At 43.6% G+C, this 25,529-nt stretch carries 25 protein-coding genes; 4 read left to right on the forward strand and 21 right to left on the reverse strand.

Annotated elements, in window-relative coordinates:
- Positions 1-19: 19 nt before the first annotated feature.
- The 3 genes from DBT_RS05515 to DBT_RS05525 form a co-directional block, all read right to left on the reverse strand.
- Positions 20-1,057 (reverse strand): hypothetical protein, encoded by a 1,038-nt coding sequence (locus DBT_RS05515; protein ID WP_141674221.1) that lies wholly within the window; start codon positions 1,055-1,057, stop codon positions 20-22.
- 14 nt (positions 1,058-1,071) lie between these two features.
- Positions 1,072-1,815: a DsbC family protein gene (locus DBT_RS05520; RefSeq protein WP_067617505.1), complete on the reverse strand. Its 744-nt coding sequence runs from the start codon at positions 1,813-1,815 to the stop codon at positions 1,072-1,074.
- Positions 1,816-1,890: 75 nt separating this feature from the next.
- Positions 1,891-3,609: an FAD-dependent oxidoreductase gene (locus tag DBT_RS05525; RefSeq protein WP_067617508.1), complete on the reverse strand. Its 1,719-nt coding sequence runs from the start codon at positions 3,607-3,609 to the stop codon at positions 1,891-1,893.
- Between the two features lie 174 nt (positions 3,610-3,783).
- Between DBT_RS05525 and DBT_RS05530 the strand changes: the two genes are divergently transcribed.
- The 3 genes from DBT_RS05530 (at position 3,784) to DBT_RS05545 (ending at position 8,251) form a co-directional block, all read left to right on the forward strand.
- Positions 3,784-5,538, forward strand: a complete 1,755-nt coding sequence (locus DBT_RS05530) for an AAA family ATPase (protein ID WP_067617511.1) — start codon at positions 3,784-3,786, stop codon at positions 5,536-5,538.
- 10 nt (positions 5,539-5,548) lie between these two features.
- Positions 5,549-6,523, forward strand: a complete 975-nt coding sequence (gene hemB / locus DBT_RS05535; RefSeq protein WP_067617514.1) for a porphobilinogen synthase — start codon at positions 5,549-5,551, stop codon at positions 6,521-6,523.
- Between the two features lie 465 nt (positions 6,524-6,988).
- On the forward strand, positions 6,989-8,251 hold the full coding sequence (locus DBT_RS05545; protein WP_141674222.1) for an MFS transporter: 1,263 nt from the start codon (positions 6,989-6,991) through the stop codon (positions 8,249-8,251).
- Here DBT_RS05545 and sbtA read toward each other — a convergent pair.
- The gene (gene sbtA, locus DBT_RS05550; RefSeq protein WP_067617523.1) at positions 8,243-8,548 is read right to left on the reverse strand and encodes an SbtA family thio(seleno)oxazole RiPP natural product precursor; all 306 of its coding nucleotides are present in this window, start codon (positions 8,546-8,548) and stop codon (positions 8,243-8,245) included. The two genes, DBT_RS05545 and sbtA, sit on opposite strands and share 9 nt — an antisense overlap.
- 15 nt (positions 8,549-8,563) lie before the next feature.
- On the reverse strand, positions 8,564-9,979 hold the full coding sequence (gene sbtM / locus DBT_RS05555; RefSeq protein ID WP_141674223.1) for a thio(seleno)oxazole modification radical SAM maturase SbtM: 1,416 nt from the start codon (positions 9,977-9,979) through the stop codon (positions 8,564-8,566).
- A gap of 43 nt (positions 9,980-10,022) precedes the next feature.
- Between sbtM and DBT_RS05560 the strand changes: the two genes are divergently transcribed.
- On the forward strand, positions 10,023-10,919 hold the full coding sequence (locus DBT_RS05560) for a M28 family peptidase (protein WP_067617527.1): 897 nt from the start codon (positions 10,023-10,025) through the stop codon (positions 10,917-10,919).
- Here the strand turns inward: DBT_RS05560 and DBT_RS05565 are convergent.
- From DBT_RS05565 to DBT_RS05640, 16 genes are all read right to left on the reverse strand, one after another.
- Positions 10,908-11,468, reverse strand: a complete 561-nt coding sequence (locus tag DBT_RS05565) for a TFIIB-type zinc ribbon-containing protein (protein WP_067617530.1) — start codon at positions 11,466-11,468, stop codon at positions 10,908-10,910. The two genes, DBT_RS05560 and DBT_RS05565, sit on opposite strands and share 12 nt — an antisense overlap.
- Before the next feature lie 65 nt (positions 11,469-11,533).
- Positions 11,534-13,150, reverse strand: a complete 1,617-nt coding sequence (hcp, locus tag DBT_RS05570; RefSeq protein ID WP_067617533.1) for a hydroxylamine reductase — start codon at positions 13,148-13,150, stop codon at positions 11,534-11,536.
- A 203-nt stretch (positions 13,151-13,353) separates the two neighbouring features.
- Positions 13,354-14,643, reverse strand: a complete 1,290-nt coding sequence (hemA, locus tag DBT_RS05575) for a glutamyl-tRNA reductase (protein WP_067617536.1) — start codon at positions 14,641-14,643, stop codon at positions 13,354-13,356.
- Entirely contained in the window at positions 14,627-15,451 is an 825-nt protein-coding gene (gene ccsB / locus DBT_RS05580; protein ID WP_067617539.1) for a c-type cytochrome biogenesis protein CcsB, read from the reverse strand. Before ccsB ends, hemA begins: the two co-directional genes overlap by 17 nt.
- Positions 15,444-16,106: a precorrin-2 dehydrogenase/sirohydrochlorin ferrochelatase family protein gene (locus tag DBT_RS05585; RefSeq protein ID WP_067617542.1), complete on the reverse strand. Its 663-nt coding sequence runs from the start codon at positions 16,104-16,106 to the stop codon at positions 15,444-15,446. The genes ccsB and DBT_RS05585 overlap by 8 nt, the downstream gene beginning before the upstream one ends.
- Before the next feature lie 253 nt (positions 16,107-16,359).
- Positions 16,360-17,112: a twin-arginine translocase subunit TatC gene (tatC, locus tag DBT_RS05590; protein WP_067617545.1), complete on the reverse strand. Its 753-nt coding sequence runs from the start codon at positions 17,110-17,112 to the stop codon at positions 16,360-16,362.
- Positions 17,075-17,446 carry a twin-arginine translocase TatA/TatE family subunit gene (locus DBT_RS05595; RefSeq protein WP_067617548.1) on the reverse strand — a complete coding sequence of 124 codons (372 nt, stop codon included), beginning with the start codon at positions 17,444-17,446 and terminating at the stop codon, positions 17,075-17,077. The genes tatC and DBT_RS05595 overlap by 38 nt, the downstream gene beginning before the upstream one ends.
- Before the next feature lie 52 nt (positions 17,447-17,498).
- Positions 17,499-18,629 (reverse strand): alanine racemase, encoded by a 1,131-nt coding sequence (gene alr, locus DBT_RS05600; RefSeq protein WP_067617551.1) that lies wholly within the window; start codon positions 18,627-18,629, stop codon positions 17,499-17,501.
- Entirely contained in the window at positions 18,626-19,108 is a 483-nt protein-coding gene (gene dut, locus DBT_RS05605) for a dUTP diphosphatase (protein ID WP_279614864.1), read from the reverse strand. The genes alr and dut overlap by 4 nt, the downstream gene beginning before the upstream one ends.
- Complete coding sequence (locus DBT_RS05610) at positions 19,086-20,357, reverse strand: M16 family metallopeptidase (protein WP_067617554.1); 1,272 nt, start codon at positions 20,355-20,357, stop codon at positions 19,086-19,088. The genes dut and DBT_RS05610 overlap by 23 nt, the downstream gene beginning before the upstream one ends.
- Before the next feature lie 60 nt (positions 20,358-20,417).
- Complete coding sequence (gene pnp, locus DBT_RS05615; protein WP_067617557.1) at positions 20,418-22,490, reverse strand: polyribonucleotide nucleotidyltransferase; 2,073 nt, start codon at positions 22,488-22,490, stop codon at positions 20,418-20,420.
- A gap of 12 nt (positions 22,491-22,502) precedes the next feature.
- A complete protein-coding gene (gene rpsO / locus DBT_RS05620) occupies positions 22,503-22,772 on the reverse strand; it encodes a 30S ribosomal protein S15 (RefSeq protein WP_067617782.1) in 270 nt (89 codons plus the stop codon).
- A gap of 60 nt (positions 22,773-22,832) precedes the next feature.
- Positions 22,833-23,822 carry a tRNA pseudouridine(55) synthase TruB gene (gene truB / locus DBT_RS05625; protein WP_067617560.1) on the reverse strand — a complete coding sequence of 330 codons (990 nt, stop codon included), beginning with the start codon at positions 23,820-23,822 and terminating at the stop codon, positions 22,833-22,835.
- Entirely contained in the window at positions 23,815-24,864 is a 1,050-nt protein-coding gene (locus DBT_RS05630) for a DHH family phosphoesterase (RefSeq protein ID WP_067617563.1), read from the reverse strand. Before DBT_RS05630 ends, truB begins: the two co-directional genes overlap by 8 nt.
- Positions 24,865-24,870: 6 nt before the next feature.
- Positions 24,871-25,218 (reverse strand): 30S ribosome-binding factor RbfA, encoded by a 348-nt coding sequence (gene rbfA, locus DBT_RS05635; RefSeq protein ID WP_067617566.1) that lies wholly within the window; start codon positions 25,216-25,218, stop codon positions 24,871-24,873.
- Positions 25,219-25,515, reverse strand: coding sequence for a DUF503 domain-containing protein (locus DBT_RS05640; RefSeq protein ID WP_067617569.1), 297 nt, complete (start codon positions 25,513-25,515; stop codon positions 25,219-25,221). It lies immediately after the preceding gene.
- Between the last annotated feature and the right edge of the window lie 14 nt (positions 25,516-25,529).

Consider the following 25,529-nt stretch of genomic DNA (forward strand, 5'->3'; position numbering starts at 1 on the left):
TTTCAGTCCTAATTCAATTTTATGGAATATGCAAGCCATAAGACACTACAGTATAGCGGTCAATTAACATAAAGGAAACCACCCAAAATGGAATAGAAAGAACGATAGGGACTGCCAATCGACAAATACACCCACTCCAGTCAAAATTTAGCGGGTCTCTAACCCCAAGCCCCAATGTTGAGACAAAAACGTACATGGAAAAACACTCAAGGGCAAAGGGCGGGAAACCCAAAAAGCCCAGTGCCGGCATCTCAAAAAGCTTTGTTTCTCCCACAAATGGTATCGTGTAAATCCACTTACTCCCGGACCAATAATTCCAAAACTCCCATAAAAATCCGCAAAGAAGTCCTCCTAGTAGAAGGCAGTATGTTATGTTCCTCTCTCCACGCCTAAAGTCACTTATAATACTTTTTCCCCCAAAGAGGGCATTGACGGGATCCAACATAAAAAAGGAAAATCCCCACACAAGTGGAAAAAAATACTGTGGCCACAGAAGTGGAAGGACCAAGAACAGGACTCCAATAAAAAAAGATGCAATCTCAAAGGACAAAGACGACCAGCCTAGGCCCCGTTCCCCCTCTTCAGCTCGCCTCTGGAGCACCACCGGGTGAGGGCTTTTGCTCCTTTTAAACAAAAGATCCATCAATACAATGGTGGTAAAAAAGATTCCGGGAAGAACCGTTGCAAAGGAAAGGGCATACCCCACCCACCTTAGCCATAGGCTTTGAGTAAGGTTTATATAATGCCAGTTGCTTAGCCTCAGATTTATTAGCTCAAAGATGAGCCATATGGTAACAGACCAAATGCATAGGTTAATAAAACATTTTGGGTTAGACGTTATTGGAGATATTCCACGCCTTTTTTTTATAATGGCATCAAGGATGATTATATAAGACCACCAGGAAAAGATGTAAAAAAATTCCTTTATGAATCCTATACCCTTAAATAGGGCTATTTCAGAAATAATAAGTATTAAAAAGGCAATCCAGCCGTAAAAGGCCATTGGAGTAAAATATGGGATGTGGAGAGCCAACGCAGTCCTTGGCGCGCTCCACACCCTAGCCTAGCTATTTAATTTAAACCAAGCTTCTTCAAAAGGATATCTTTTTGCAGGACACCAGAATGATACCTTCCATCTGTAAAGATGTAAGTTGGAGTCCCAGTAATCCCCTTTTGCTGTAGGAATTTGACTGTATCCTCAACCTGCTTTTTGCCTGCCTCGCACTGGTTATTGGATCTATATTGACTTTTTAAGCCCTCAAGCCCCTTTTTGTCACATATTATAGAGATACACTGCTCTTTGGCACCTCTGTGGAAACGGAGGGGGAACAATAGAAATTTCACCTTCACTTTTCCCTCATCTATCAATTGTTCAAGGACCTTTTCAGCCTTTTTACAATAAGGACACATTGGATCAGTGACAAAATATAAGGTCTTTCCTGTTCCCTTTTCAAAGGCAACCAAATTATCTAGGGTCTTAAGCTGAGCAGGAGTAAATCTGTTTAGCTCCTGAATCGTTTCCCTTGTGACATTTGTCCTGTCTGCCACCCTAAATATCTGGCCATTTATTATATATTTGCCTTTAGAGTCAGTATAAATCACTCTCTTTTGAGCTCCCAAGGAGACAGTGGCTTCGCACACGCCCTTTACAACGCTTTCATTGACTTTATCCACCTTAATGGACCTATTGAAAGTCTTTTGAATAATCTCTGATACCTTTTCTGCAGACGGACAGTTTGCCCCTGCCATGGAAGTCCCAGTCATCAAGACAAAGGATAAAACCACAGACCAAATTACGATACTTCTAAAATTCATAAGCTACTCCTCACATTAAGATAGACGGTATCTGTAAACCTATACCAATCTCACTCTATACTTTATTGCCTGAGACTATGCAATCCACCAACTTGGTTTTATCCTTCTGATCACATTTAATCCCCCTGGGAGAACCATTAATCTTTCGAATCCCTGAGACCTAAGGTACCTTTGAATTTCATATGAACGGGTCCCGGCATTACATATCAAAATTATTGTCTTATCCCTTGGAACCTCAGCTGTACGACTCCTGACCTGGTCATAGGGAATAGACATCCACTTGTCGCTGTAACGTTCCACCCAGGGTGCTGCCTCTTTAGTATGCCTCAGATCAAGTGCTATCCAGTCGCTGTGCTCAGTCTTACCATCCATCCAAGAACAGAATTCCTCTATTTCCACTATTTCAAGCCTGCCAGAAACGAGATTATCGGCAATATTGCCCGCTGTGTTTAGTACATCAACCGCATTGGAAAATGGTGGAGCATAGGCAAGTTCGAGGGTACTAATATCGCTAATAAGAGGCCTTTTTCCAAGGAGTCCTGCTACAGCATTAATACGGGCAAGGACGCCGTCTCCCATCTTACCAAATCCCTGGAGTCCAAGTACCCTTTTTGTGCTCTTATCCACTACCAAATTCATGAACATCATGGCCTGGGTCGGGAAAAAGTGTGCCCTGTCCGCCATAGCTGCTATACTCTGAACCGCATCAAAACCCTCTTTCCTGGCCACCTCAAGGCTTAATCCAGTTGACCCAATGGCCACATCAAAGGCCTTCATAATAAAGGAGCCTACGACTCCATCAAAGGTTGAAGGAATGCCAGCGAGATTGTCTGCGACCACGCGCCCCTGACGATTTGCAACGGATCCAAGTGGGGCATAGGTCTTCTTCCCAGTGATGAGATTTAGTGTCTCAACACAATCGCCTGCAGCATAAATATCTGGATCAGATGTTTGCATCCTCTGATTAACGCATATTGCGCCATATGAAGAACACTGAAGCCCGGCCTCTTTTGCAAGTTCACCCCTAGGTCTTACTCCAGCTGCCATTATTACGAGATCCGCCTTAAGCTCCCTTTTAGGAGTAATGACCTTTTGCACCCTACCAGAATCGTCTCCCACAATCTCTTGAGCACCTTCTCCGGTAAAGATCTTTACCCCATTTTCCTCCATATGAGTCTGAAGCATCTTGGCCATATATGGCGGGACAATATTTGGTAATATTTGGGGCATGAACTCTATTAAAGTCGTATCGATTCCCCAAAGATCCGTAAGGGCCTCGGCCATCTCAAGTCCGATGGCACCGCCGCCGATTACCACCGCCCTTTCAACCTCACCTTTTGAGATCATTTCCTTGATGGCAATGGCCTTGTGGAGACTACTAATAGTAAAAACCCCTTTCAGATCCACTCCCGGAATTGGCAATACATTTGGTCGACTACCTGTAGCGATCACAAGTTTATCGTAAGGGAGCTCTTCTTTTTCTCCACTCTTGACATTTTCAACAAGTACTGTCTTATTTTTTCTATTGATGGAAATAGCCCTGGTTAGAGTCCGAACATTAAGCCCCTTGGCCTCCTCAAAAAAACGATTATCTCTAACCATATGGAAACTGGTACTTCTCAACTCTTTTTCATCTGAAACGTCGCCAGAGACATAATAGGGGATTCCGCAGCCACCATAAGAAATAAGGTCGTCTTGATCTATCAATGTGATTTCTGCATCAGGCAAAAGCCGTCTCGCCCTACAGGCAGCCTTTGGGCCTGCTGCTACGGCACCTATTACTACTATTTTCATGGGAAAAACCTCCTAGACCTATTTGGATAAAAGCTAGTAAAAGCTAGCACACCATATAATAATTTGCAAAGCGCTTTTTCGCACATGTAAAACCACTATCGATTTGCGTTAATAGATTTTTTTTTGTATAAAGAACATTATAACACCTTTTAATTACATATATTAGGAGCATTTATGGAAAAATTAGAAGACTCTTCTGGAATCCCTTCCCAAAGAGAACTTGAAAAGGAAATAAGCGATTACCTATCTAAAAAATATGGTTCTAAGGTTAGGGTAGTGTCCCAAATGATATTTCCTCATCAATTAAAACCCGATAATAACGACTATGACGCTTCTGGAAAATCCCAAAAGGAGGGACTTCCCTTCACCTTTGACCTTCGTCCAGAAGAGCTCGAGACATATCTCGATAAATATGTTGTAAAGCAAGACCAGGCAAAGGCCATCCTCGCCACCAAGGTCTGTACTCACTTTAATCGCATTGCCTATATGCTCAAAAAAGGAAAGGATTCCACCCCAACTGGACTTATAAAGAGCAATATCATCTTAATTGGTCCAACCGGCGTGGGTAAGACCTTTATGGTAAAATTAATAGCCCAAAAACTTGGGGTTCCATTCGTAAAAGGAGATGCAACCAAGTTTAGTGAGACGGGATATGTCGGGGGTGATGTCGAAGACCTGGTCCGCGAGTTGGTACACGAGGCAAACGGTGATATCGAACGGGCTCAGTACGGTATAATATATATTGACGAAATTGATAAGATCGCATCCTCAAAGGGCTTGATTGGCCCAGACGTATCAAGGACTGGGGTCCAAAGGGCCCTCTTAAAACCCATGGAAGAAACAGAAGTAGAACTAAAGACTCCCCACGATCCAATCGCCCAGATTGAGGCTATTGAAAGGTACAAGCGTACCGGCAAGCGAGACAAACGTACAATCAATACCCGTCACATCCTGTTCATCGTAAGCGGGGCTTTTTCAGGTCTGGCAGATATTATAAAAAAGCGTTGTCAAAAGACAGGAATTGGCTTTCATGCCGATATAGACCTTAAAGACGAAATTGATTGGTTAAAGCTTGTAAAACCCCAAGACCTGGTTGAATACGGTTTTGAACAAGAATTCATAGGAAGGCTACCCATAATTGCCGTACTTGATGAACTCGAAGAAGAGGATCTGTTTGAAATTCTCAAGAATCCAAGGAGCTCGGTAATCCTCACCAAAAAGCAAGATTTTAGGGCCTATGGAATCGACTTAAGATTTGAAGAATCTGCCCTTAGAAAAATGGCACATCTTGCCAAACAAGAGGAAACAGGGGCAAGGGCATTGGTGAGCGTTGTCGAAAGAGTTCTCCTTCCGTTTGAAAAAAAACTTCCTTCTCTTGGAATAGACTTTCTCGTGGTTACAGAAGACATGGTAAATGACCCATTGGGTGAACTCGAGAAAATCATCAAAGATCCGCATAATCCCAAAAGACGAGAACAATTTGAGGCAATCCTCAAAGAAGAGGAAGAAACCTATCTATTAAGGCTTGAAAGAGAGGGGGTAAAAATTTGGCAAGAATTAGACATCCCTCTCACCAAGGTGCGTCAGCAAATGATCACCCAACTCATGGTACGTGAAGACATGGATCTTGACGAAGCAGAAGAGAAGGTGCGCTTTCTAATACAGCAGGCAAAAAGTTACGAAGAAAATCTCTATAATCGCTGCGGAATAAAGATAAAATTTGAAGAAGATGCAATAGATTTTCTCATACAAGATGCCATTGGCGACACCGCCGTTCTTTATGAAAGATGCGAACGAGTTATCAATATTTTAGAATATGGGCTGCCCCTGGTATTTGAAAAGTCTGGAAAGGCAGAGTTCTTGATCCCAGTTGAAGGCGTTGAGAATCCAGAGGGCTACGTCAATAAACTCATTAGACAATCACTTTAGGAGAAGAGCCATGATGTTTCCAGAGTATCGTCCAAGGAGACTCAGGAAGAATGAAACAATAAGGGGTCTTATACGTGAGACAAGCCTAGAACTCTCCAATCTGATATACCCACTTTTTGTGGTTCCCGGAGAAAAGATAAAAGAACCTGTCTCTGCAATGCCCGGGGTAGAAAGATTTTCAGTAGATATGCTGGTAGAGGAAGTCAAAGAGGTCATGGACTTGGGTTTGCGTTCAGTCCTCCTTTTTGGAATCCCTGAGAAAAAAGACAGAAAAGGGACTCAGGCATGGGTCAAAACAGGGATTGTTCAAAGGGCCATTGAGGCATTGAAGAAAAAGTGTCCGGATATTTATGTCATCACTGATGTGTGTCTGTGTGAATATACGTCTCACGGGCACTGTGGATTGATTGACGAAAAGAAAAAAGACGTTTCAAACGACCCCTCTCTTGAACTTCTCCAAAAGACCGCTCTTTCTCATGCGAGAGCAGGAGCAGACATGGTGGCCCCTTCAGACATGATGGATGGAAGGGTAGCCGCCATTAGAGAGGCCCTGGATGATAGTGGTTTTGAAGACATTCCAATTATGTCCTATGCAGTCAAATATGCATCATCATTTTACGGTCCATTTAGAGAGGCTGCGGAAAGTACCCCTCAATTTGGCGACAGACGGACATATCAGATGGATCCAGCCAATAAACGTGAGGCCCTGAGAGAAGCTACCTTAGATATGGAAGAAGGGGCAGACATCTTGATGGTAAAGCCTGCAATGCCCTATCTTGATGTAATTCACCTCCTCAGACAAGAATTTACTCTTCCTATTGCAGCCTACCAGGTGAGTGGCGAATATGCGATGATCAAAGCCGCCGGGGCAAACGGTTGGATCGATACTGATAGGGTGATGATGGAATCTCTCCTCAGTATAAAACGGGCTGGAGCAGACATAATCATAACGTATTTTGCAAAGGACGTGGCCCAAAAAATTTGACAAATCACCCCTGCCCTGGCCTAGTCCTATCACACACTTGACACCGAGTTTTTTTGTTGGAGGCCAAAAGAGAAGGAAATGCCCCCTAAGAGATGCAAGAAGAACAGTGAGTGGGAATGGAGTACTATGGGATAGGAATGGACGGGATGGGCAGCGCACCCCCCGTGGGACATGGTCTCAGTCTTCGTACATGCTCCGCTTTGCCGACCTAGTCGGCATCCATGCCGACAAGGTGGGGGCATGGATGCCCATTGGGCCGACCAAGCGGAGCACGGAGGAAAAAGCGAGACCATGTTCCGTTTGGAGCGCATCCGACCAAAGAAAAAGACCTTTTGCAAATAGCTGTCTGTCAGCAGGCAGGCCTACGGTGTCAAGTGTGGGTAAAGGTCAGCTGCCCTGGCGAATAGAGACAATGTGGCTGGGAAAGGCTATCTGTAAACTCTCTCAGAGGATTCTAGATCCGAGGTGGAGGGCAATAAAAACTGGCAGATGGGGTGCCCTGTGAGCACTTATGCCAAAGCAGTTGCTGCGTTGAAGCACCCAGGCTTCAGGTGGCTTCTCATAGGCCAGGCCCTCTCCCTTCAGGGTAACTGGATTCAGAACACTGCCCAAAGATGGCTTGTCCTTGAGCTATCCAACTCCCCATTTTATGTTGGTTTGCTAGGGGCAGTCTCTGGTATTCCCGTACTGCTATTCTCCTTTATGGGTGGGTATCTCTCAGACAGATTCGATAGGTTTTCAGTACTATTTCTCGCCCATGTTCTAATATTGTTGCAAGGCCTGTTCCTGGGCGTAATGGTGGACATTGATAGGATAACCCTTGGGCTCCTTTTGATAACTTCTTTTTTCTTTGGTACAGGCATGGCCTTTGAGGTACCTGCACGCCAAACCCTCGTTTTTGACCTAGTCGGGAAAAAAGACATCACGAATGCCCTGGCACTACACAGTACTGCCTTTAATCTCGCGCGTTTCTTGGGTCCAGCTGTAGCCGGATTCCTCATGGACCTGAAGATGCTCTCGCTTTGTTTTTATCTGAAGGCAGTTAGTGCACTCCTGGTGATTTGGGCACTTTTTATCATCTTAAAACGTGGGTATGCAACAAACAAAAAGGCGGTTAAACAGCAGGTCGGCCTAAAAGAAGGGATAAAATTTGCGTCTCGTCACCCCTTAATACGACCTGTTCTCACTATTATCCTTGTCTTTGGAATAACTCTGCTTCCTTATTCAATTTTACTTCCCTCTCTAGGAAGGGATGTTCTGGGTCTAGGTGCAAGAGAATATGGTCTCCTTTGCTCGTCAAATGGTCTTGGAGCCCTAGCAGGCGCCATTTTTGTTGCATTCTTGGGCAATACGGACAATAGAACCAAATGGTGGTGGATAGGTTCGACTATCTTCCCAGTCACTCTTATAATAGTAGGACTAGCGCAAAGCTTTTACCAGGCTTCATTCGCACTATTCTTTTCAGGATTTTTCATGGTGATTTGTGCAACAAGTGCCATAAGTCTAATCCAGATCCATTCTAAAGATCATATTAGAGGGCAGATGATGGGGCTCTTCACAACAAGCTTCATGGGGTTCTTCCCTATTGGAAGCATCTTAGTAGGAGCCGTGGGAGACTTACTCGGAGTACGGGCCACCCTTATATTACAAGGTAGCACCGCCCTCCTTATCGTAATCATGATTAAGATGAGGCACCGCCTCACCACATTATTTTTTTCCTCACCCTGAACCTCCACAACTCGTCATTGACTTCTTAGGTGTTTTGCTACCTTTTGCCTTATCTTTAGTCATATTACCGCTACATGAAGTTTTTTTACCATCCATCTTCATGTTTTTTCCACTACAAGACGAAGAACCACAGCCAGTCTTTTTTCCTTCAACCTTACTTTTTCCTTTTCCACAAGACGAACCGCAACCTGTACCCTGGTCAGCTAAAGCACTCGAACTCACTGTAACACCGCCGCTAAATACCAAACTTGCAATACCCATCCCTGCCAAGGCCTTTTTAATCTTTTCGTTCTTCATAACTCTACTCCTTTTTTATTTTTTGTCCCCAATGGGACAAAATGGATCTTTTTCAGAAAAAATGTCTAGACCGAAGCTATTAGCACTGGCAAAACAGCCCCCGCACGCCGGGCTCAATCTGCAAGTCCTACACTCAGCTGGTCTATTTCTATACTTTTGCGCACGGTCTGAGTAATAGATTGTTTCAAGGCCTTGTTCAAAAATATTTCCCAGAAAGGAAGGGAACTTCCGGCAGGCATGAACCTCTCCGTCAGAAAGAAGGGCTACAAAGTTAAATGCGGCCCCGCATCCAAAACCAGTACATCCATCAAAGGGCTCCTTACCCTCTCTGTCTAAAAGTACATTTATAAGATTATCCTTAAAATATATACACTCTATCTCCTCTGATGAGGTCATAAACTCTTCCAAAAAGCTCCAAAACTTTTCTCTCTTTGGCAGGGAGAGCCGTGCCCCTTCTCCAACGACGCTCAATCTATTAAAGGTAAAACTGTCTGTATATTGGTCCAAAATCTTAGAAAGGGGGATCACCTCATCGATATTCTTGTTGGTAAGAGTCAACATCACTGAGGAATCCACACCTAATTCCCTCAATAAGGTGAGAAAATCCAGGGTACGCTTAAAGTGTCCGGTACCCCGAATGGCATCGTTTGTCTCTTCAAGTCCCTCCAGACTCACCTGATAGTAATTTGGCATTCCAATTTTCAGCATCGCTTCAAGCCACTCTCGTGGCACTGGATTTCCAAGAATAGAGACCATAAAGCCCATTTTTATGGCCCCTTCATATATCTCCTTGAAATGTGGATATAAAAATGGATTCCCCCCACTAAAGCAAACATGCCCTCTTACAAAGTGACCCCAGCAAAACTCCCTAAGCTCCTCTAGTACCTCAAACGCCTTTTCCAGGCTAAGAGGGGCCCTTTCGCTCCGATCATAACAGTGTTTGCAGTGTAAGTCGCAGCGTTGAGTGATATGCCATTGAAGGCTGAAAACCCTCGGAGAAATAAGTCCTTCTGTAAAGGCGTTTTCTGGAAAAGAAGATTTATCTCTTTTTATCTTTGGATGAGGTATGACCAGTAGCCCCTCATCGATCGCATCCCATATAGTTGACTCAATATCTCCTATTGACACATTGAAATCACTGGAAACAGCCTTCAAATCAAGGTGTTCCGCCACAATCTTGAGTGCCAATAGATCCTGTGAGGTTGCCGGTCTAAGACGTAATTCGCCATCTAAAGGATGCTTATAAACCAGGAAAAAACGCTGTCCTTCGTCTTCTATTAGCTCAATAGATGGATTGATTTCAATACCATCAATCTCCTCTAAATCTAACTCTATGCCTTTTACATAGCTTAACGCATTCTCTAATGAGGCTCTAATCTCAGGACTAAGGTAATGACTAGTTGTAATTTCTTGTAAAAAATCGTATACCATTAATTTAGTTATCAGTCTAAAAAATAAAACTGTCAAGCTTTTTATGAATGCTCTTAAAAAGGCCGATCCAATTGAATTAAGGCGTATTGTTGACCATCTTGCCCTTAAAATAGGGCCAAGGCATTATTCTGCCACTCACAGCCTAGATAAAACGCGCGATTTCATAATAAAGGAGTTTGAATTACAGGGACGGAAGATCTGGCTCCAAGATTTTCAGTATAGGGGCAATATATATTGGAATGTCATAGCGAGTAACCATAATGGTATCTCCCAACACATTGATAAAGAACCAATCCTAGTCATTGGAGCCCATTACGACACTGTTTCCACCACTCCAGGGGCAGACGACAACGCAAGCGGAATAGCTGGACTCATAGAACTATCAAGGATCTTAGGGAAGCATCTTCCTGATGATGTAGTGCTTGCTGCATTTTCCCTAGAAGAACCTCCATGTTACAGGACAAGAAACATGGGAAGCTATCACCTGGCAAAACACCTTAAAAAATCTGATATTGACCTTAAAGGAATGGTGTGTCTGGAGATGATTGGATATTATAGCGACAGTCCCAATAGTCAATCTTTTCCTGTTCCCTTCATGAAGGGGATTTACTCCAACATTGGTAATTTCATTGGTCTGGTGGGAAATCTGTGGTCCAAAGGGCTTACCAAAAGACTTAAGGCCTCGTTTTTAAAAGCTGGCACCATTCCAACTGAGAGCATAAATGCACCCTTTTGGGTAATAGGATCAGATTTTTCTGATCACTGGGCCTTTTACAAGTTTGGATATAGGGCGGTGATGGTTACGGACACCGCCTTTTATCGAAATCCAAACTACCATCGGCCAACTGATCTACCCCAAACCCTGGATTTTCATAGAATGGCAGCAGTTGTTGATGCATTAGTAGTGGCTACAATAGACTTGTGCAGGCTATCTCTTTAGCAATGCGATCAAGGCCTGAATGGGATCTTCATGTTTTTGTGCATCCCTAACAATTTCATCCACTTGCCTAGCCTTTTCCTCGCTAAGACCTGCCCTTAAAAGTAAATCACAGGGACCAGCCAAATCAGATTCCTGGTATTTTTCCATGGGAATTTGAATGAGATATGCAGCGGGTACTGCAATGGATAAATCTAGGCCCTGTTCCTTGGCCACCGGTTCTATATCAGCAACAGACTGGGAGATCTTTTTTATGAGCTTGAAATCCGTTCCTGCAAGCTTTTTTGCCAGTTGGGCCAATCTTTCCCTTAAGAGTTCATCTTTCTGGGACTTCAGACCCTCAGGAACTGCTCCAAGACACTGTTCAGCATAAGGACAATAGGCAGCACATCCAAAATCCATTCTGGGATTTGGCACCTCTTTTCCACAAGACGGACATTTTCTTTTGGAATCATCCTTAAAAAACTCAATGTCTGCCCCACAGTTTGGGCACTTTGCCTCAAATATGGCCTCTTGATTCCAGTATCTTGTATCCTGACCTGGGCACTTCACTTTTCAATCTCCCTTCAAAAAAAGGGCTGAGGTCTTCCCTTGGCCTCAGCCCTTTTGGGATGGTCTTAGTCGCCTAAAATCTCCTTTAAATCCTCATCTGGCGTGGTAATCGGTTTTATGTTGTATTTTTCCACCAATAAATTCAACACATTTTCAGAGAGAAATGCCGGCAAGCTTGGACCAAGCTTAATATTCTTTATGCCAAGGTACAATAGTGTCAGAAGAATTGCTACTGCCTTTTGCTCATACCAGGAAAGTACTAGGGACAATGGTAGTTCATTCACGTCACAGTCAAAGGCCTTTGCCAGAGCCAAGGCAACTTCAATTGCGGAATAAGCGTCATTACACTGGCCCACATCTAAGAGCCTTGGTATGCCACCTATATCCCCTAGCTTTTTATCAAAGAATCTAAACTTGCCACATGCAAGAGTCAGGACAACGCAATCCTCTGGGACCTTTTCCACAAACTCTGTATAATAATTTCTCCCTGGCTTGGCCCCATCGCAGCCTGCCACAAGGAAGAAATGCCTAATGGCCCCAGATTTCACTGCTTCAATAATCTTATCTGCAACTCCCAGGATGGCATTTCTTCCAAAGCCAACCATTACGCTGCCCTTGTCTTCGTCTGAATCAAACCCTGGCATCTCAAGGGCCTTTTCTATAACAGGAGTGAAATCGTGATCCTTGATGTGTTTGACTCCTGGCCAGGCCACTACACCACAAGTGAAGATGTTGTCCTTGTAGGTATCAATAGGCTTTTGAATACAGTTTGTAGTCATGACAATTGGGCCTGGGAACTGGGGAAATTCCTTTTGCTGGTTCTGCCAGGCAGTGCCGAAATGTCCATAGAAGTGAGGATACTTCTTGAGTTCAGGATATCCATGGGTTGGAAGCATCTCTCCATGGGTATATACATAGATCCCTTTACCCTCACTTTGTTTCAAAATCTCTTCCAAATCCTTTAGATCATGCCCTGAGACCAAAATTGCCTTACCCTTTTTATGGCCTAGAGGAACCTCGGTTGGAACAGGATGACCATAAGTTCCAGTGTTGGCAGCATCCAATAGTTCCATAGCCTTAAGGTTTGCTTTGCCGCATTCAAGCACGAGATTTACCCAATCTTCTAGTGATATATCTGTCCTCAAAGTGGAGGCGAGTCCACGTTCGACAAATTCAAAGACATAATCATCTTCCTTGCCAAGGATACTTGCATGGTATCCATAGGCTGCCACACCCTTAAGTCCGTAAATGAGAGTTTCCCTCAAAGACAGGATGTCTTCGTCTACTGATGGGTCAGCCTTTATTCCAACACTTTTGGCCTTTTCAATCATCTCATCCATGGAAGAGCCAAGCGTGAAGGTAGCAGCATCTGAAGTGAATTCTTCTCCAATCTTGGACTTAAGTTCGTCTCGTCTTTCAAGTGTCTCTTTTATGAGCTCTGCGAGTCTGGCTGGATCAAAATTCACGTTGGTCAATGTTGAAAAAAGGGCTGCGAGCATAAAACGCTCACCATCACGATCTGTAATGCCCTTTTCCCTTGCCTTTAAAGAGACTTCTGCAAATCCCTTGAGGGCATAGACCAGAAGGTCCTGAAGATCAGCGGTTGTCTCGTCCTTTCCGCAAACCCCTATTACTTCACAGCCTTTTCCCTTGGCAGTTTGTTCACATTGAAAACAAAACATAGTCTCTTCCTCCTTTTAGTAGAAGTGATTTTAAGATTACAATACTAGTTACAGTATCTGCTTTCCTTGATACAAATCAAGAAATTCTTATGACAAAGATTCTGCCAATCTGTTTTAAGAGTGAATGAGGCTGTGTAATTCAGTAGCAATCCATGAAAAGGGTGCGTACGACGAACAATTTGGTAATTACTGAATACTTGTGATTAATTTGAATCCAGATTGAAAAGGATTGAAGTGGTATCAAGAAGTGCTTTTACACACTCTTCATTGGAGGCATTCTTTCTAAGGCATACTATGGGATCATGGAGAATCTTTTGAACTATGGAATTGGTAAGCCTCTCTATAGCCTCTAATTGATCATCAGAGAGATTGCCTAGATATTTTTTACTCCTTTCCAACTCTCTTCTTCTTATGGCCTCGGCCTTTTCTTGTATTCCCTGGATTACAGGCAGTACGTCGAGGGTCTTCATCCATGAAAGAAACTTTAAAAGTTCTTCCTCCACCATCCTCTCTGCCTTTTTCGCTTCTTTCGCCCTTTCTTGCTTATTCTCCTCTACTACTCCTTTTAAATCGTCTATGTCATAAAGATAAACATTTTCAATATCATTTATTGCCGGATCAATATCCCTTGGCACAGCGATATCTATAAGGAAGAGTAGTCTGTGTCGCCTTGGACGCATAGCGCGTTTGACCTGGTCCTTTGTCAACACCAAACCAGGTGCACCAGTGGAACTAATGACAATATCCGCCTTTACCAGCGCATCTTCTATTTCATCAAGGCCAATAGCATCTCCACCAAGCTGAGTGGAGAGTTCCACTGCCCGCTCCAGCGTCCTGTTTGCCACGATTAGGCCCTTCACACCGTTGGAAATTAGGTGTTGAGCAGCTAGTTCTGCCATCTCGCCAGCCCCTATTAGCATGGCCACCTTGTCTGACAATTCTCCAAAAATTTTTCTTGCAAGCTCCACTGCAGCATAACTAATAGAAACCGCCTGACTTCCAATCTTTGTCTCAGTTCTCACCTTCTTAGCCACAGAAAAGGCCTTGTGTAAAAGCCTATTTAAGACCATCCCAGTGGTCTTAAAATCCGAGGCATGTCTATAGGCGTCTTTTAATTGACCAAGTATCTGGGGTTCTCCTACCACCATTGAATCTAGACTTGAGGCAACCATGAAAATGTGCCTTATGGCATCTTCGTTCCTATATTCATATACATGTTCATCGATAGTAGGCACTGGGAGCCCGCTTTTTTGTGCCCAAAGTTCCTTTAGCTCTATTAATGCCCTTTTGGGGTCAGTACTGGTAAAAAGCACTTCCACCCTATTACATGTTGAGAGGAATAAGACCTCGTCTACAGGAGGGATTTGGGCAAAGAGCTTAACAGGTTCTTCTTCGGCACCTTTAAGGGCTAGAGGTTCCCGGACCTCCACAGGGGCAGTTTTGTGATTTACTCCTATGAGAAGTATAGTCTGCTGCTTAAAACCTTGAGACATAGCTGTGCTCTCCAGATAACAGGAAATTCACCCCTATGAATGTGAATATAAGGGTCAGGAACCCGATAATGGTCATTATTGCAGCCCTTCGTCCTCTCCAACCAACAGTAAGACGCTGATGCAGTATCGCCGCATACCACAGCCACGTAATTAGGGACCAGGTCTCTTTTGGGTCCCAGCCCCAATACCTTCCCCAGGCCTCTTCCGCCCATATAGATCCAGTTACAATCCCAATAGTTAACAGCGGAAACCCTACCTTAAGACAACGCTCATTCATTACGTCTAGGGCATCGAGCGATGGAAGCCTTTTAAACAGCCCCCCAAGGTGTTTTTTCTTAATCTGCCTCTCCTGAATGAGAAACATTACAGATATACAGAAGGAAAGAGCGAAAACTGCATATGAAATTAGACAAATCGTTGCATGAATTGGAAGCCATATACTCTGCAGTGCTGGCGGCAGAGGGACCACCCGCTGGGGCTGGACTGCTGCAGCTGCCATAATCAAGAGAATAATGGGGGTAACAAACGTTCCAATAGTCTTTAAGCGATATTTTTGCTCTAAAGCCAGATAGAGGCCAGTCATGAAAAAGGCGACAAAAGATAAGGTCTCATGAAAGTTGACAACAGGAGGATGCCCAGACTCATACCATCTAGCTCCAATTGAGAGGCCATGTAGGATAAAACCGCAAAACAACACCCAAAGAGCCGCCCTTTTTACTGGTTTTTTAAGGGTGATCATATGGACAAAAAAACCTCCAAAACTCACCCCATAGACCAAGAAGGCAAGGACGAAAAAAAACCTATCCATAATAATTCCTCACAATCTTTAGGGCCTCTTCACCACCAATTTTCTTAGCCCACTGTCTAATGCCCTGTTTATCACCGTCAATAAAACATTGAGCTGACTTTAAGTCAAAGAGGATTTTAAGGGCTCTTTTCTTTTCATCATCATTTTTAAGATTGTTTATAATGAGTCTTCTAAGCTTCCCCACACACTCTATATATTGAGAAATGGACTCGGGAAATTGTTTTTCAAGCTCTTTGCGTATATTCTTTGAAAGCCCTGGACCAAGGCCACTTGTAGAGATTGCAATCTTTAATGCCCCACGCTTGACAACCGACGGCACTATAAAGCTACAACGGGAGGGCACATCAACTACATTACAAAATATCCTGTTTCTTTGAGCGGCATTAAAGACCCTATCCTGGGTTTCTGGATCATTTGTAGCTGCTACTATGAGCCATGCGCCATCGAGGTATTCTTCCTTAAAAACATCGTTAATATATTCAATATCTCCATTGTCACGAAATTCTACTAATCCCTCATGAAGAACTGGGCTCACCACACGACATTTAGCCCCTGCCTCTAATAGGGACTTAACCTTCCTAAAAGCGACCCTCCCTCCTCCGATTACTACTACAAGTTTTCCTTCAATGTCCAAAAATGCCGGATAATACTCCACTTTATACCCCTAAAATCAATTACAGTGTTACTTATATCCAATGAACTGTAAACAGCAATCTCTGTAATGCCCATAGATATCGAGCACTAGGCATGATTGCATAGTACTTTTCAGTACCCAGTGAGCCCTTACCTTGTGAAGAATTTTATACGATTTAATACAGTCATTCTTTCTTGAGTACAACCTTTTTGTCTAAATAAGATCCCATAAAAATTATTATAGAGTACAAACAAATACGTTTTGATCTATGAAATCAATCATTCCTTTTGTGGATAAATATTGACAGCTTCAGCCCCAATTCAAACAAAAGCCATAGAGGGCCAAATAGCAATATCTGAGAAAAGATGTCGGTTGGGACCAAAAAGGCACTCAGGGCATAGAGGCCTATTAAAAAAAACTTACGTTTCTTCTTGATAGTCTCTCTCTCAATAATCCCGCTTTCAATCGCCAACGCCATGGTAAACGGGACCTCAAAGACAAGTCCTGTAAAAAACACAAATTTCACCAGTAGAACTACATATTGACCAATCCTTGGCATTGGTAATAGGTCTTGTGCAGCATAACCAAGGGAAAATGCGAGAAGAGTGGGAAAGAGGACAAAGAAGCCAAAAAGTCCACCTGCGAAAAAAAGAGCTCCTCCCCAAAAAACGATCCTTCTCAAAAAACTCTTTTCCTTTGGATAAAGCCCCGGAGCAACAAATGCCCAGGCTTGATAGACAAAAAATGGAGTAGTTAATAAAAGCGCCGTCCAGAAAGCTATCTTTAGATAGGCGAAAAAGCCCTCTGTTAGGGCAGTGTAGACAAGTCCATGACTAGAGCCAAGATAAGAAGATGAAAGCGGCGTAAGGAGGATTCGCATAATCTCTTCTGAGAACCAATATGCCAGGAGGAAGATGGTACAAAAAAAGGCTAGGACCTTTAACAGCCGAGAACGCAGTTCTTCCAGATGGTGCCTAAATGGTGCTAAGTCAAGATGCTCTAGAGTCTTCAGTACCTGACTGTTCACTCTCCTGATTCCTTACAACTTCCTTAATAGAACTTTCCCCTTTTTCCTTCTCCTCGATCTCCTTGGCATGCCCCTTGGCAGGCTTCCAGTCTCCGCCAAGCCCTCCTGGAGGGCGCTTAGCCTGATCGAGTTCCGGAAGCTCCATTTTATCCAATAGCTTTAAATCAGTAACGTCGTCCACGTCAAACTCAGATTTGAACTCATCGGCTGTTCTTTTTAAATCATTGACAAAACGTGCGATTTTCTTGGCCACTTGAGGCAATTGCTCAGGGCCTAAAACTATAAGCGCTATGGCGAAAATTACTATAAGCTCTGGGACACCTATACCAAACACGATATCACCTTTTTTAATAACTACTTATTAGCCACAAATAATCATTAATTAATCAACAAAACACGCGGATATTCCTTGTTCCAATAAGACATAATAACTCATAAGTAATGGTATCTGCAAATCTCGCAAGCTCTTCACAGGTAATTTCTTCATCCCCCTGTTTTCCAATTAACACAACTTCATCCCCGACCCTACATTCTCCGCATTCGGTAACATCAATAACAGTGCTTCGCATGGATATCCTTCCCACAACGGGGACTCTCTTTCCCCCTACTAAAACCTGTGCCCTGTTTGAGAGACTTCTGAGATAACCATTATCATATCCTACTGGGATCGTGGCAAGTTTAGATGGTCGAGATGCGGTCCAAGTGCCACCATATCCAACCCTACAACCTTTGGGCACGTCTCTCAGGGAGTGTATCCTGCTCTTAAAACTCAATGCCGGCTTAAGGCCGAACTCCTTATTAATATCATGTCCATTGAAAGGTATCGCTCCATAAAGGGCAATACCTGTTCGAACTGCATCAAAGGCCGCTTGTTTAAAGTGAAATATCCCAGCGGAATTTAACAGATGCGTTATCGAAGGAGTCCATCCCAAGCCAGTTGCCATCTTCAAAAATTCCTGAACTCTATTAATCTGCTCCAAGTTTAATGGCTCACATGGTTCATCTGCGCATGCTAGATGAGAATAGAGGCCTTCTAGCTTTATGCCTTCTAATGCAAATTGTTTTTTTATTATCCAAAGGGCATCTTCCTGAGATAGACCAAATCTCGTCATGCCAGTATCAATCTTTAAGTGGCATTGTATTTGACGGCCTAACTTTTTTCCAACATCAGACAACCTCAAAATCTCTTCTTTTGTAGTTATACCTATAGAAAGATCGAGATCAAAGGCCTGCTGTTCAAGCCCTTCTGTTATCCCTGAGATAAGTAGTATCGGGGATTTAATTCCACATTCTCTGAGGATGCTCGCCTCGCCTACTTCTGAGACCCCAAATCCCCAAAGTCCCTCTTTCCCCTCGAGGACTCGCGAAACTTCTACCATACCGTGACCGTATGCGTCGGATTTTACTATTGCTATAATCTTCTGTGCTGGTCCAGGAAGGGCCCTTTTGATGACAGAAAAATTGTGGCAAATTGCGTCCAGGTCTATAATTACCTTATTTGATGGGCAAAGGGTCATTTAAAAGAGACCCCCGTGTGCCCAAATCCCCCTGCGTCCCTCTGGGTCTTCGAAAGTTCGTCTACCTCCTTCCACCTTATTAAAAACCTTGGCATGAGCACCATCTGGGCAACACGATCTCCTCGCTTTATGGTCACAGGGTCTTTACCCAGATTGATCAAACCGATTTTTACCTCTCCCCTGTAGTCTGGATCAATGGTACCTGGAGCATTTACTATGGTAAGGCCCTTCTTTATTGCAAGACCGCTCCTAGGTCTGATTTGTATCTCAAAGGAAGGAGGTATTGCCACCTTAAAACCGGTGGGACACAGAAAGATGTCTTGAGGCAGGATAGTCTCTTCATTTTCTACGGCTGCAAATACATCGAGCCCAACGGCAAACTCGGTCATATACGTGGGATATGGAAGATCCTTGCCGTGAGAGAGCCGTTGGATCTCTACGACTATCTCAGGGGGATTATGAAACAAGGAGTCCTTCAAGTTGTGTCTCCTGCTTTGATGAAACGTTCCCCAATATAAGTGCCGATTTCGGGGCACTAAGACAATCTTGTGCAAGTTTCATGATTAATTCAGGAGTAACTTCATCAATCCTTTGTATGACTTCTTCAAAAGTGGAATATCTACCGAGAAGAAGTTCAAGCTTTGCAATGCGACTCATACGGGCATCTGTACTCTCAGAAGACAAAAGGATTCCACCTTTTACGTGATCCTTTGCCTGGGTCAATTCTTTTTCGTCCACCGGATGTTCTGCAAGTCTTTTCAATTCATTCATCATCAATTCAGTGACTTCGTATACCTTGTCAGGCTGTACTCCTGCGTACATACCTATTAGCCCTGTATCCGAATAACCTGTGTGAAATGAATATACCGCATATGCCAGACCTCTCTTTTCCCTGATCTCCTGAAACAATCTTGAGCTCATGGAGCCACCGAGAATGACGTTAAAGAGAAGGGCCTCATATCTTCTTTCATCTCTATAAGACGGACCTTCGAAGCCTATGAGGCAGTTAGCCTGTTCAAGGTCCTTTCGCACAATCCGTATTCCCTCTTGGGCTATAGGTCGGGTTCTCTCCCTGTTGTCTCCTCCACCGTCCATGGAACCGAAGAAATCCTCTACCTTTTTTAAAAACGAATGATGTTCAACATTACCCGCACATGCCACAAGCACCTTTTGGGGAGAAAAATTTTCCCTAACATATTGAGACAAATCCCGACCGTTAAAAGAAGTTACCGTGTCTGGAGTACCAAGAACCGGTCTGCCAAGGCCGTGTTCTGGCCAAAAATGCTGATAAAACAGATCGTGTACTAACTCCTCTGGACTGTCCTCCACCATGCTTATCTCTTGGAGGACTACCAATCGCTCTCTATCCACTTCCTCTTGGGAAAATTGAGAATTCAGAAAGATATCACTTAATAACTCAAGTATATCTTCCTCGTGGGTGTCCATCACTTTAGCGTGAAAACATATCATTTCCTTAGAAGTAAATGCATTGGAGATACCGCCCATCCTGTCAAATGCCTTGGCAATGTCGAGGGCAGACCTCTTTTTTGTACCTTTAAAGATCATATGTTCGATAAAGTGGGACACCCCGTTTACATTTGGATGTTCATCCCTTGACCCATGCCCAACCCATATCCCTACAGAAAGGGATCTTACGCCAGGTACCTTTTCAGTAAGTACCCTGATGCCATTAGGGAGAACACTCTTAATAAAGGTAGTATCTTGCATAGTCATCTTGTAGTTTAACCAACTATATTTACAAACGCTTTAAGCTAGCGTGTATCCAATTTAAAGTAATGCCTTTCGACTGAGTTTTATCCTGCCCATTTGATCGATCTCTATTACCTTAACCATAACCTCATCGCCTTCTTTCAATATGTCTCGCACATTGTTAACCCGCTTGTTGTCCAGTTCGGATATGTGGACAAGTCCATCTGTTCCAGGGAGTATTTCAACAAAGGCACCAAAGTCTGTTATGCGCTTTACCTTACCCAGATAAACCTCTCCAACCTGGGCTTCCTTGGTGAGTTCCTGTATCCTCTCAATTGCCTTATCGGCTGCCTCTTTGTTTGGAGAGAAAATCTTAACAAGACCATTATCATCGACGTCTATCTTTACATCACATTCGCTAATTATGGCCTTGATATTTTTACCCCCTGGTCCTATGAGATCGCGGATCTTGTCCGGATTGATATTCAATGTTGTCACCTTTGGGGCATATTCAGACAGCTTGGCCCGTGGTTTATCTATGACCTCTTTCATCTTGGCCAATATGTGGAGCCTGGCCTCTTTTGCCTGCAAAAGGGCCTTTTTCAGAATATCCTTGTCGATCTCCGATATCTTTATGTCCATCTGAAGGGCTGTAACCCCTTCTTCAGTACCTGCAACCTTAAAGTCCATATCACCTAAGTGATCTTCATCCCCTATTATGTCGGTGAGAATGATCACTTCATCTCCTTCTTTAATGAGTCCCATGGCAACTCCGGCTACCATATCCCTTATGGGGATACCGGCATCCATCATGGCAAGAGTACCGCCGCAAACCGTTGCCATTGAGGACGAGCCATTGGATTCAAGGACCTCTGATACAATTCTAATAGTGTAAAGAAAGTCTTCTGGTGGAGGCACGATTGCACTCAAGGCCTTTTCTGCCAGTGCACCATGGCCAATATCCCTTCTAGCTGGTCCTCTCAGTGGCCTTACCTCTCCAACGCAGTATGGAGGGAAGTTATAATGGACCATAAAGTGTTTAAAAAATTCTCCTCCAGGAGACTCAATCCGCTGTTCGTCTTGGGTACTTCCTAGAGTAGCCACTGCCATTACCTGAGTTTCACCTCTAGTAAAAATAGCTGACCCGTGGGTCCTAGGAAGCTCACCGACCTTACACCAAATAGGCCTTACTTCATCGAACTTTCTTCCATCAATGCGCTTCTTTTCATTTACGATGAGCCCTCTCATGAGCTCTTTTTCAAGCTCCTTGAGATAACCAGCAATCTCCTTTTCCCTACCTGGATAGGCCACTGAAAGGTCTTCAATGACCCTTGCTTTGATCTCTTTTTTGGCCTCACTCCTAGCCATTTTTGTAGGGATGCGAATGGCCTTTTCCAGATCTTTCAAAGCTAGTTCGCGCACCCTTCCTATGAGCTCATCATCCCTAGGAATATCAGGAACTTGCATCTTAGGCTTTCCAGCCTTTTCTCTAAGTTCTTCCTGTAGGTCAAGGAGTGGCTGTAGGCCCTTGTGGGCAGCCATTATTGCATCCAGCACTTCATCTTCTGGGAGTACTGCGATACCACCTTCTACCATGACAATAGCGTCTTTAGTGCCAGCAACGATGATATTTAAATCCGATTCCATTAACTGGCTCTTGGTGGGATTCAACACGTACTCACCATTGACCCTGCCAATGCGCACCCCAGCAATAGGACCATCAAACGGGATGTCTGAACAGTGAAGTGCAGCAGAAGCCCCTGTTATGGCCAAGACGTCAGGGTCATTTTCTGGATCTACCGAAAGAACAGTCGCAATTATTTGGGTATCATACCTGTATCCTTCAGGGAATCTTGGCCTCAAGGGTCTGTCGATGAAACGAGAGGTGAGAATTTCCTTCTCACTTGGCCGCCCTATCTCCCGCCTGAAATATCCACCTGGGATCCTACCAGCCGCATAAAACATCTCCTGATAGTCGACCACCAAGGGAAGAAAGTCTATACCTTCCCTTACTTCCCCTGAGGTAACTGCAGTGACAAGGACAACGGTATCGCCTTGGCTTACCAATACTGATCCATTAGCCTGTTTGGCGATCCTTCCTGTCTCAATGCAAAATTCTTTTGAATCTACCCACGTCCTTACCTTAATCATTCCTCGTTCCTTTTATCTTCTTAGTCCTAGTTCATCAATAATTCGTTTATATCTATCAATATCTTTATTTTTTAAATAATTTAAAAGGCTTCTACGTTTTCCCACCAACTTCAAAAGCCCACGCCTTGAATGATGGTCTTTTTTATGAGTCTTAAAATGTTCTGTAAGATAATCAATCCTGGCGCTTAAAAGCGCAATCTGAACCTCTGGAGAACCGGTATCACCATCATGGGTTTTGAATCTTTCAATAATTTCCTTTTTCTTTGCAGCATCTAAGGCCACTTTCCTATTCCTCCTTATATTTTTTATGTGCGGAGATAGACGGCACTTGGCCCTCCACACTTATTTCTCAACTCTGCGCTCAATTCTAGATTCTTTATTCATAGGTGTTACAAAAACCTTGGCCATCTTGACCCTTTCATCTCCTAGACAAGGAGGCCAATTGGCTACTGCTACAGTAAATGCTTCACTTCCATTGGGTTCGACCTTCAATCGAAGATATGGAATTATTGGATCGACATTTATATTTTGCTTTTTCAACAAACCCTCAATGGTATGAATATCCAATAAAATCCCACGAACCACATCTGAGGCCGTATATCTATCAATTTCAACCGATGGAATATGACTCAAAACATACTCTTGATCCAACATTATCTCGCTTATTCGACCTTCCTCTAAATATCCTTTTATCTCTTCTAGGTCGTAGGCCTCATCCAGAGTAAAAGGTCCTACTTTTGTACGCAAAAGCCTGTTTAAGAATGCCCCTGTATTAATTATCTTTCCAAAATCGTCAACAATACTGCGCACATAGGTACCTTTTGAGCAGACTATCCTGAAATCTACCAGGTTTCCTCCATGGAATCTAACAATTTCAAAATCCTTAATAAAAATTTCCTTCGGTTCCTTTTCCACCTTTATCCCCTTCCTTGCAAAGACGTACAGGGGAGTCCCCTTGTGTTTTGCCGCTGAAAAAGGGGGTGGAACCTGTTTAATCTTGCCTAAAAAGTTTTTTGTAGCCCGCCTTAAATCTTCTATGGTCAAGTCACTTGAAACTGGTCTTTCTTCAATGACTTCTCCTTCTCGATCATAAGTGTCAGTCCTTTTACCAAGGACCATCTGTCCTCTATATTCTTTGAGCCCTACCATTATAAACTGTGTAAGTTTGGTGGCCCTACCTAGACAAAGGGGGAGAAGGCCCGTAGCCATTGGATCCAGAGTTCCTGCATGTCCTATCCGTACCTTTTTTTTGAGGTATCGCTTGAAAAACTTAACAACCTCAAAGGAACTCATGGACTCTGGTTTGTTTACCAGAACTACCCCGTCAAACACCACTTACTCCCTGTGATCCATGATTTTCAAAATAATCATGAACCACTTCAATAACCGATTCTCTAATCTCATGGGCTGAACCAGCAGTTCTAAAACCTGCTGCATGAAAATGTCCACCGCCACCGAAATGCCTTGCTATCTCTGCGCAATTAACTAGGTGTTTTGACCTAAGACTGACTGATACAACCCCTGGTTGAAATTCTTTGACAAATGCAGCTACCTCCACTGTGTCAATGCACCTGGCATAGCTGATGAAGTCACTTGCATCTTCCTCCGTTGTACCTGTAATCTCAAACATCTTTGGTGTTACGTGGATCATGGCAAAAAGACCCTGTTCATGAACCTCAAGGGTCTTTAACACTAACCCCAAGAGTTCTAAACGCTTCCTAGGAACGGACTGATAAATCTTATTAGCCACATAATAATTGTCTACACCAGCTTCCAGGAGCCTAGCTGCTGTCAAAAAGGCCTTCTTATTTGTATTACTATTCCTAAAACTCCCTGTATCAGTGACTATTCCAGTATAAAGTGCCGTGGCACTGTCCTTTCCAATAGGCCAATTGAGAAGTTCTAGTAGGTCTAGAACAATTATGGAAGTCGAGCTGGCCTCAGTGCAAATATATCCCTCACAGTTTCCAGCCCCGTTTAATTCCCTTTGTTCACAGTGTTTATTTTCTCCCAAATGATGATCTAGGACTACGACATGCTTTGCAATCTCTAGAAGCCTATCGGCCTGTTCTCCTATTCTAGACGGCTCATTACAGTCAAGAATCACCAATACGGCATCTGAGACAAAGTCCTCATCGAAGCTATCTTCAATCCTGGAACTTCCAGGAAGAAATTCTAAGAACCGGGGGACAGGGTCCTGAGAAAAATACCTCACAGTTCTCCCGGCCTCTTCCAGGGCAAGCCCTAGTCCAAGCATTGATCCAATGGCGTCTCCGTCAGGACGTATGTGACAGGTGAGCAAAAAATTCTCTCCATCATTTAAGATATCAGCAACTCTTTTAAGATCACCTATACAAGCCGATTCCTTTGCCATAATTCCCTAGCTTCTTTCCCTAAGCAGTCTCTCAATCTTCAGGGCATGATCAACACGTTCGTCGAGAACAAACTCAATCTCAGGCACCCTCTTCATATCCAACCGCTTCCATAGTTCATGCCTTATAAAGCCTTTTGCTCGATTCAAACCTTCCATTGCCTTTTGCCTGGTATCAGTGGCACCATAGACGGAGACAAAAATCTTTGCCTTCCTCAAATCTTTTGTGACCTCGACCTCAACTATCGTCACCATACCTTGCAGCCGAGGGTCCTTGACCTCGCGCTGCAACATCTCACTCACCTCGAAGTGTATCAATTCTTTGACCCTATTGGATCTCGGATAAGGATTGACCATTTATTCGCTACCCAAATGTATAATTTCATAGGACGAGCCAACAACTTCAGCCTGGACATTTCTTTCAATAAAATCCAGGATCTTATCTAGGGCAGAATTTATAGTTGGCCCATCGTTTCCGACTGTTGCAATGCCAATCTCACTTGTCTGCCAAAGATCGTGGTCGGCAACTTCTGACACAGCACAGTTAAACCTAGATGACACCTGCCCAATTATACTCTTAATTACCTTTCTCTTGCCCTTTAATGACTGATTTCCGTTCAATCTCAATCTAATCCTTGCTGTTCCAACTATCATATCAAGATTCTTTT

This window comes from Dissulfuribacter thermophilus (genome assembly GCF_001687335.1).
In the GTDB taxonomy this organism is placed as follows: domain Bacteria; phylum Desulfobacterota; class Dissulfuribacteria; order Dissulfuribacterales; family Dissulfuribacteraceae; genus Dissulfuribacter; species Dissulfuribacter thermophilus.

Bases quoted from the DNA above. Each gene is read 5' to 3' on its own strand.
- sbtA (WP_067617523.1), bottom strand. From the start codon at position 8,548: ATGAAGAACGAAAAGATTAAAAAGGCCTTGGCAGGGATGGGTATTGCA.
- DBT_RS05530 (WP_067617511.1), top strand. From the start codon at position 3,784: ATGGAAAAATTAGAAGACTCTTCTGGAATCCCTTCCCAAAGAGAACTT.
- pnp (WP_067617557.1), bottom strand. From the start codon at position 22,490: ATGATTAAGGTAAGGACGTGGGTAGATTCAAAAGAATTTTGCATTGAG.
- hemB (WP_067617514.1), top strand. From the start codon at position 5,549: ATGATGTTTCCAGAGTATCGTCCAAGGAGACTCAGGAAGAATGAAACA.
- DBT_RS05560 (WP_067617527.1), top strand. From the start codon at position 10,023: ATGAATGCTCTTAAAAAGGCCGATCCAATTGAATTAAGGCGTATTGTT.
- ccsB (WP_067617539.1), bottom strand. From the start codon at position 15,451: ATGGATAGGTTTTTTTTCGTCCTTGCCTTCTTGGTCTATGGGGTGAGT.
- rbfA (WP_067617566.1), bottom strand. From the start codon at position 25,218: ATGGTCAATCCTTATCCGAGATCCAATAGGGTCAAAGAATTGATACAC.
- alr (WP_067617551.1), bottom strand. From the start codon at position 18,629: ATGACCCTTTGCCCATCAAATAAGGTAATTATAGACCTGGACGCAATT.
- DBT_RS05640 (WP_067617569.1), bottom strand. From the start codon at position 25,515: ATGATAGTTGGAACAGCAAGGATTAGATTGAGATTGAACGGAAATCAG.
- DBT_RS05525 (WP_067617508.1), bottom strand. From the start codon at position 3,609: ATGAAAATAGTAGTAATAGGTGCCGTAGCAGCAGGCCCAAAGGCTGCC.
- sbtM (WP_141674223.1), bottom strand. From the start codon at position 9,979: ATGGTATACGATTTTTTACAAGAAATTACAACTAGTCATTACCTTAGT.
- DBT_RS05610 (WP_067617554.1), bottom strand. From the start codon at position 20,357: ATGCAAGATACTACCTTTATTAAGAGTGTTCTCCCTAATGGCATCAGG.
- DBT_RS05630 (WP_067617563.1), bottom strand. From the start codon at position 24,864: ATGGCAAAGGAATCGGCTTGTATAGGTGATCTTAAAAGAGTTGCTGAT.
- hcp (WP_067617533.1), bottom strand. From the start codon at position 13,150: ATGTTTTGTTTTCAATGTGAACAAACTGCCAAGGGAAAAGGCTGTGAA.
- DBT_RS05520 (WP_067617505.1), bottom strand. From the start codon at position 1,815: ATGAATTTTAGAAGTATCGTAATTTGGTCTGTGGTTTTATCCTTTGTC.
- hemA (WP_067617536.1), bottom strand. From the start codon at position 14,643: ATGTCTCAAGGTTTTAAGCAGCAGACTATACTTCTCATAGGAGTAAAT.